The sequence below is a fragment of the Rhodococcus sp. (in: high G+C Gram-positive bacteria) genome, assembly GCF_049591685.1.
GTDB lineage: Bacteria > Actinomycetota > Actinomycetes > Mycobacteriales > Mycobacteriaceae > Rhodococcoides.
This window is the reverse complement of sequence record NZ_JBAWFH010000002.1, coordinates 1-6,791: the sequence shown is the minus strand read 5'-3', so window position 1 is coordinate 6,791 and position 6,791 is coordinate 1. Positions and strand designations below refer to the sequence as shown.

Below are 6,791 nucleotides of genomic sequence, written 5' to 3'. Positions count from 1 at the left end.
ACAGCGTGCCTCCGTCCGTCCACTCCCCTGTGGTCCGGTCCTGGCGCCGGGCGTTGCTGGCCATTCGGAAGCTCAGCACTTCCTCACCGGACGCCGTCTGTCGCTTCACCGGGTTGGTGATGACCGTTCCGATCACCGCACACTGTGCTTCGTACATGAACTTCCCCCTCGTTCGAGTGCCGATCGACATATGTCGACCCGTGGCGTCCACTGTGCAGCGCGACAGGGCCGAAAAACCGGGCGTGGTGACTTCTGTGGATGGAGGGGACGACTGTGGAGCAATGTCCGTTTCGCTCCGATATTCACGACGATCGGTCGGTGCGATGTGCTAGCGCTTCATTCTGGGATTTCGACATAGGTCGTCCCGACAAGTCGGGGTTTCGCGTTGCCCGCTGTGAGGCCGGCCAGCGACGCGAAGATCGCGTCGGGGTCGGCGACGGCCATGGTGAGCACGGCATGTGCGTGGTACTCGATGGAGACGATCTCGACTCCCCTACCGCGCATGTCGGACTCGATGCGGCCGAGGTCGGAATGATCGAGATCGACGCGCACGAGTTCTCGCCGTTCCCTGCGTAGGAACCGAGCGTGTTGCAGGGCTTCGGCGACGGCCCCGGAGTAGGCCCGGGCCAACCCTCCTGTGCCGAGCTTGATTCCCCCGAACCATCTGGTCACAACGGCGACCACGTTGGTCAGCTCGCGGCCCGTGAGCACCTCGAGCATCGGCATCCCCGCGGTACCGCTCGGTTCCCCGTCGTCGCTACTGCGGACCGTTCGATTCTCGACCCCGTCACCGACGAGGATGGCCGAACAGTAATGTCGCGCAGCACGATTGTCGGATCGCGCCGCTGCGATCACGGCACGCGCCTCTTCCTCGGATTGCGCTCGCGCTACGACTGCCAAGAATCTCGACTTCTTGATCTCGATTTCGGCTCGCGCGGTGTCCGCCACGGTGCGAAACATCGGTTCAGAATCTCCGGCTCGGCGCTGACTTCATTGTCATACAGCGCCCGCCGCAGCGCGCTCGGACGTGGGCTCATTCTCTGACGCTCGCACGAGCGAGGCGTAGGACCCGTCCGCGTTCGTCAAGTCGGCGTGGGTGCCGCTCTCGACGATGCGGCCGTGGTCCAGAACTGCAATTCGGTCGGCGGCGCGGACGGTCGAGAGCCGGTGTGCGATCAGAATCGTGGTGCGACCGTCCATGAGGTCGTCGAGAGCTGTCTGCAGCGCACGTTCGGTGCTGTTGTCCAACGCGCTGGTTGCCTCGTCGAGGACGAGAATCGGGGGGTTCCGTAGGACAGTGCGAGCGATGGCGAGACGTTGTTTTTCGCCACCGGAGAAGCGGTAGCCTCGCTCGCCGACCACGGTGTCGTAACCCTCGTCCAGCGCGGTGATGAAGTCGTGAATCTGCGCGACCCGAGCCGCCTGTTCGATCTCGTCGTCCGTGGCGTCGGGCTTCGCGAATCTGAGGTTCTCTCGAATCGATGCGTGAAAAAGGTACGTCTCCTGCGACACCACTCCGACCAGGTCGGCAATGGTGTCGGTGGTCAGATCGCGTAGATCGACGCCGTCGACGGTAACTCGACCTCCTGTCGGGTCGTGCAGCCTCGCCGCGAGATATCCGAGTGTGGTCTTACCCGAACCAGTCGATCCGACGAGCGCCAGTGTGCTCCCCGCCGGAATATCGAGGTCGACGTCACGGAGCGTCCAATCGGCCGAACCCTGATAGGTGAAGTCGACGTGCTCGAAACGAACATGACCGCGAACGTCACTGCGGCTCAACAGTTTCGGTCGATCCGGTTCGGCGATGTCGATCGGCAGGTCGAGGTACTCGAAGACTCGACCGAAGAGAGCGAGCGAGCTCTGCACCTCTACGCCCGTGTTCAACAGTTGCATGGTCGGCCGAAACAACTGCGTTTGCAATGTCGTGAACGCGACCAGGGTTCCGACCGTCAGCGCGCTACCATTTCCGATCGTGATGCCCGCGAACCAATAGACGAGGGCGGGCATGATCGCGAAGCTGATCTGAATACTCGCCATTCGCCACTTGCCTGCCATCATCGCCTTCAATTCGATGTCGGCAACCTCTTCGGACCGGCGGGTGAACTGGTCGGTCAGGACGCCGGAGGCACCCGTCGTCTTCCCGAGCAGGATCCCGCTGACCGACAGGGATTCTTCGATCTGCACCGACAGTTCGCCGAGCATCTTCTGGCGGACTGTGGAGATCTTGCGACGTTCGTTGCCGATGCGGCGCGCGACGCGCACGAACAACGGCAGGATCATCAGCGAGAACACTGCGAGTTTCCAGTCGAGAAGGAAGAGCGCCACGACGGTGGCCATCACGGTGGTCGCGTTCTGCGCAATGGAGGTCGCAGTGTTGGTGACCACGGATTGCATGCCGCCTATGTCGTTGGCGATTCGAGACTGCACTTCGCCGGTTCGGGTGCGGGCGAAGAAGCCGAGCGATTGTTTCTGCAGATGCCCGTACACGGCAACGCGCAGATCGTGCATCAGCTTCTGACCGACGCCGTTGGACATCCAGGTCTGCAGAACACCGAGGGTGTTGGTGATGACGGCGACTGCGATCATGCCGAGTGCGATCAGTGTGACCAGGGTGACGTCGCGCTCCGGTATCGCGTGATCGAGCAGTTCACGCAGCAGGAGGGGTGTGGCAAGCGCGATGATCGCACTGAAGACGATGATCGCGGTGACGACAGCGATGCGGCTGCGGTAAGGCTGGAACAGTGACAGGACGCGGCCTACAGGGGCCTGGTCGATCGGGCTCTTGTCGTGTGCTTGTCGACGTTTTTCCAAGTAGTCCTCCTAGGACAATGAAACCACAATAGAGAGGCTACCTCTTTGTGAGGTTGCAACCAACAACGGTAGGATGGGCCCATGCATTCCGGGGACAATCCGAATCTCGCCGATTCGTTCATGGCGGTGGCTCGGCGGATCCGACACACCCACATGGGCGCGTTGGAGCCGTTCGGCCTCAACCCGTCACAGAGCAGAGCGCTGCACGTTCTCGCCAGAGAGGGTCAGCCCATGCGCCTGCGAGCGTTGGCCGACCGACTCCGAATCGTGCCCCGATCGGCCACCGACATCGTCGACTCACTCGAAGCTGCCGACCTGGTGATCAGAGAAGACGACCCGGCCGATCGGCGCGCCGTCCTGGTATCGCTGACCGACGCCGGGCACGCACGACTGCGGGCAATCGATTCCGCACGCAGCAAGGTCGCCGCGGACATGTTCGACACCTTGAACCTGCAGGAACGCGCGGAGTTGGCACGCATCCTGGCCAAGATCACCTCCGACGGGTGACGAGCGGTTACGTCGACTCGCGATCTCGTCGTGCCAGTTCTGCGAACATCGCATTGTGCGCTGCGCGATCGGCGTCGTGATCACGATCGGCTGCCCGGTCGGTTCTCTTGGCGTTACGGTCGTCGCTTCTCGACCATTGGATCAGCAGGGCCAACATCACCAATACCAACGGGAGTTCGCCCGTCGCCCATGCTATTCCGCCGCCGAGCTTCTGATCGCCCATCAGATCGCCGTTCCAGTCGAGGCCGAGGGTTCGGTAGTACCACCCTCCCATGACGGAGTTCATGCTCATCAGGGCGACGCCGAAGAACGCGTGGAATGGAAGCGAGCCGAAGACCATCGCGAGCTTGGTGATCGGTTCGATGTGTCGTGGTGACGGGTCGACACCGATCACCACCCAATAGAACAGGTAGCCGCTGAGGATGAAGTGCGCATTCATCAGTAGGTGCGCGGTGTGGTTGTCGAGAATCGCTCCGAAGATGCCACCCAGGTACAGCGCGTAGAAACCACCGACGAACAGCGCGGCCGCGACGATCGGATGCGTCAGGAATCGGGAGGGGGCGCTGTGGAGTGCCTGCAGCAACCACTCGCGTGGGCCAGGCACACCGTCCTTGCCTGCGACGGGGAGCGCACGCAGCGCGAGCGTGAGTGCGCCTCCGAGCGCCAGGAGCACCGGGACCAGCATCGAGAGCACCATGTGGGCTCCCATGTGAACGCTGAACACGGCCGGCGAGTATTTGCCGACGCCGGATGACGTGGCGATCAACAGCGTCAGGCATCCGAGCAGGAAGGCCACGGTCCGTCCGACTGGCCACGAATCGCCGCGCGCTCGAAGCCGCCGTACGCCGAGGATGTACAAAACCGCCAGGACGACCGCAGCTGTTCCGAAGATCAGATCGAAACGCCAGTCCAGCGCCAATCGTGCTGTGGTGGGCGGCCCTGCGAGGTCGTAGCCGAGTGCAGCTTCGGTGAGCGAAAGGTCGGGGTCGATGTTTGCGGGCGGCGGGGTCCGCCCCAGCCCGACGGCCAGACCGATGGTCGCTGCGAACACTAGGACCTCGGCACCGGCGAAGCGAATCAGCGCAGATCGCGATTCCGGATCGGCCGCGAGTGCAGGCAGTGAGCGTCGACGTTGCACCCAGCCGAAGAATCCGAGGACCACGAGGGCAAGGATCTTGGCGAGGATCAAGCGTCCGTACAGACTGTCGAACAGGTCGGATATCGAGACCCTCACCAGTGCGTTGATGACGCCGGAGGCCGCCATCACGACGAAACACACCGTGGCAATGGTCGAGAAACGCCGTGTCGAAACGTCGGTGTGCGCACCTCTGCGGCGCGCGTGTGCGAGCACCGCAAACAACCCGCCGGCCCAGACCGTCGCCGCGACGAGGTGCAGGATCAGGCTGTTGGTGGCCACGTCGTGCGAACCACCCGACGACGAGTGCCCGGTGACCGCGATCGGCATCAAGGTTCCGATCGCGAAGACGAACAGAAGCGGCGTCCACGACCACCGCAATACGGCACGCGATGCGACCGCGAGAACGACGGCGAGGATGGCCGTCCACCGCCAGGCGCCCGCAATCTCGACCTGGTCCAGGGCGACCCAGAGATTGTCCGGCTTGATAGCTTCGGTGAAGGGCTGGCCGGACGTGTCGGACAGCGTCAGCGGGACCAAGACCAGTGCGCATGCAGCCCAGACGATCGCCGCGATCGACCCGGTACGAACCGCACGGTAGCCGCCTACGTCGAGTACTCCGCTCTTCTGAGGCGGAACGAGGAAGGCGGCAAGAAGGAAGGATCCGATTGCGATCGACACTGCGATCTCACCAGCTGCACGGACGGCAGGGAGGCCGTAGGTGGTGACCGGGCCCGGGTCGGGGATTCCAAGGAGGACGAGGGCTTCGGAGGCGGACAGACCGATGACGAGCGCCGCGACGACAGCCGCGATCAGACCGGCCGTCGCGAACACCGATGTCGATGCCGTCGACATCGGTGTTGTCGGTGACGGTTCGGCTGTCTCGGTCTGCTGTGCTGCCATGACATCCAGAGTAAGAGGTCTTTGTGGTGCATCGATAATCAGCGCCCGCGAAGTCCTACGCCCCGTCGTAGGCCCTGCCGCCCCCGCCTACCTCAATCGTGGTGGATTCGTCCTCGGCGGGACGCGAGCGGTTCACCCGATCCGCCCCACCGCTTCGCGACGATCTCCGCGGCAATGGACACGGCGGTTTCCTGCGGAGTACGCGCGCCCAGGTCAAGGCCCACGGGACTCGACAGTCGGCCCAGTTCGACGTCGGTCAGACCCACATTCTTCAGCCGTTCGACCCGGTCGTCGTGCGTCCGGCGAGACCCCATCGCACCGACGAACGCGAAATCCTCGTGCCGTAGGGCGACCTCGAGCAGTGGTACGTCGAACTTGGGGTCGTGAGTGAGAACACAGACGACCGTGCGGTCGTCGACCGCCTTTTCCTCCACCTGACGCGCGAGATAGCGATGCGGCCAATCGACGACGACCTCGGCGGCCGACGGAAACCGCTGCGGCGTCGCGAACACGGCCCGCGCATCGCACACGGTCACCCGGTAGCCGAGGAACGCACCTTGCTCCGCGACCGCTGCCGCGAAATCGATCGCACCGAAAACAAGCATTCGTGGACGCGGGGCGTAACTCGCGACGAAGACCTCCATGCCGTCACCGAGCCGTTCTCCGTCCGGGCCGTAGGTGAGCGTCGCTGATCTGCCTGCGGCGAGCAGGCCCCTCGCATCGTCCACGACGGCCGCGTCACTGCGCGCGGAACCGAGCGAACCAGCGGAAGTGGACGGACCGAGAACGAGGTGGGAACCGACACGGGTCGGATTGGGATGGTGGATCACCGTTGCAACTGCAATCGGCCGGTCCGCCGCGATCGCGTCGGCCACAGAAGCCAGTTCCGGAAACGACGACTGCGAAACGGGTTCGACGAAGACGTCGAGAATGCCCCCACACGTCAGGCCGACCGCAAACGCATCGTCGTCGGACACTCCATAGCGTTCCAACACCGGCGAATCGCCCGCCGCCACCGCGGTGGCCACCTCGTACACCGCACCTTCGACGCAGCCTCCCGACACCGATCCGCTCACAGTGCCGTCAGGCGCGACGATCATCGACGCTCCTGGGGGGCGCGGCGCAGACCGGAAGGTGCGCACCACGGTGGCCATCCCGGTGGTTCCGCCGGACCGCCAGACGTCGATCAGCTCGCCCAGGACATCGCGCATCGCATACCTTCCCGGACTTTCCACCACACTCTTGCTCGATCGGTGGTGCCCCCGGCAGGATTCGAACCTGCGACCAAGGGATTAGAAGGCCCTTGCTCTATCCCCTGAGCTACGGAGGCGTCGTGCGGGCGGGTCGGCAGACCGCGCCCGAGCACGGTTGACGAGTGTACCCGGTCGCCCGGAGCGCCTGCGAACGGCTCGAGAGCGTGCTTCGCGCGCGCTCG

General features: G+C 64.1%; 5 protein-coding genes and 1 tRNA gene. 1 reads left to right on the top strand and 5 read right to left on the bottom strand.

Going from position 1 to position 6,791, the window contains the following annotated elements; translation table 11 throughout:
- Positions 1-336: 336 nt before the first annotated feature.
- Positions 337-960 carry an IMPACT family protein gene (locus tag WBQ44_RS00040; RefSeq protein ID WP_495564691.1) on the bottom strand — a complete coding sequence of 208 codons (624 nt, stop codon included), beginning with the start codon at positions 958-960 and terminating at the stop codon, positions 337-339.
- A gap of 36 nt (positions 961-996) precedes the next feature.
- Positions 997-2,811, bottom strand: a complete 1,815-nt coding sequence (locus tag WBQ44_RS00035) for an ABC transporter ATP-binding protein (RefSeq protein WP_495564690.1) — start codon at positions 2,809-2,811, stop codon at positions 997-999.
- A gap of 81 nt (positions 2,812-2,892) precedes the next feature.
- Between WBQ44_RS00035 and WBQ44_RS00030 the strand changes: the two genes are divergently transcribed.
- Positions 2,893-3,318, top strand: a complete 426-nt coding sequence (locus WBQ44_RS00030; protein WP_495564689.1) for a MarR family winged helix-turn-helix transcriptional regulator — start codon at positions 2,893-2,895, stop codon at positions 3,316-3,318.
- A 7-nt stretch (positions 3,319-3,325) separates the two neighbouring features.
- Here WBQ44_RS00030 and WBQ44_RS00025 read toward each other — a convergent pair whose 3' ends face one another.
- From WBQ44_RS00025 to WBQ44_RS00015, 3 genes are all read right to left on the bottom strand, one after another.
- The gene (locus WBQ44_RS00025; protein WP_495564688.1) at positions 3,326-5,356 is read right to left on the bottom strand and encodes a bifunctional copper resistance protein CopD/cytochrome c oxidase assembly protein; all 2,031 of its coding nucleotides are present in this window, start codon (positions 5,354-5,356) and stop codon (positions 3,326-3,328) included.
- A gap of 92 nt (positions 5,357-5,448) precedes the next feature.
- Complete coding sequence (locus WBQ44_RS00020; protein ID WP_495564687.1) at positions 5,449-6,567, bottom strand: XdhC family protein; 1,119 nt, start codon at positions 6,565-6,567, stop codon at positions 5,449-5,451.
- Between the two features lie 43 nt (positions 6,568-6,610).
- Positions 6,611-6,686, bottom strand: a tRNA-Arg gene (locus WBQ44_RS00015).
- Positions 6,687-6,791: the final 105 nt, after the last annotated feature.

Bases quoted from the DNA above. Each gene is read 5' to 3' on its own strand.
- WBQ44_RS00025 (WP_495564688.1), bottom strand. From the start codon at position 5,356: ATGGCAGCACAGCAGACCGAGACAGCCGAACCGTCACCGACAACACCG.
- WBQ44_RS00040 (WP_495564691.1), bottom strand. From the start codon at position 960: ATGTTTCGCACCGTGGCGGACACCGCGCGAGCCGAAATCGAGATCAAG.
- WBQ44_RS00030 (WP_495564689.1), top strand. From the start codon at position 2,893: ATGCATTCCGGGGACAATCCGAATCTCGCCGATTCGTTCATGGCGGTG.
- WBQ44_RS00020 (WP_495564687.1), bottom strand. From the start codon at position 6,567: ATGCGCGATGTCCTGGGCGAGCTGATCGACGTCTGGCGGTCCGGCGGA.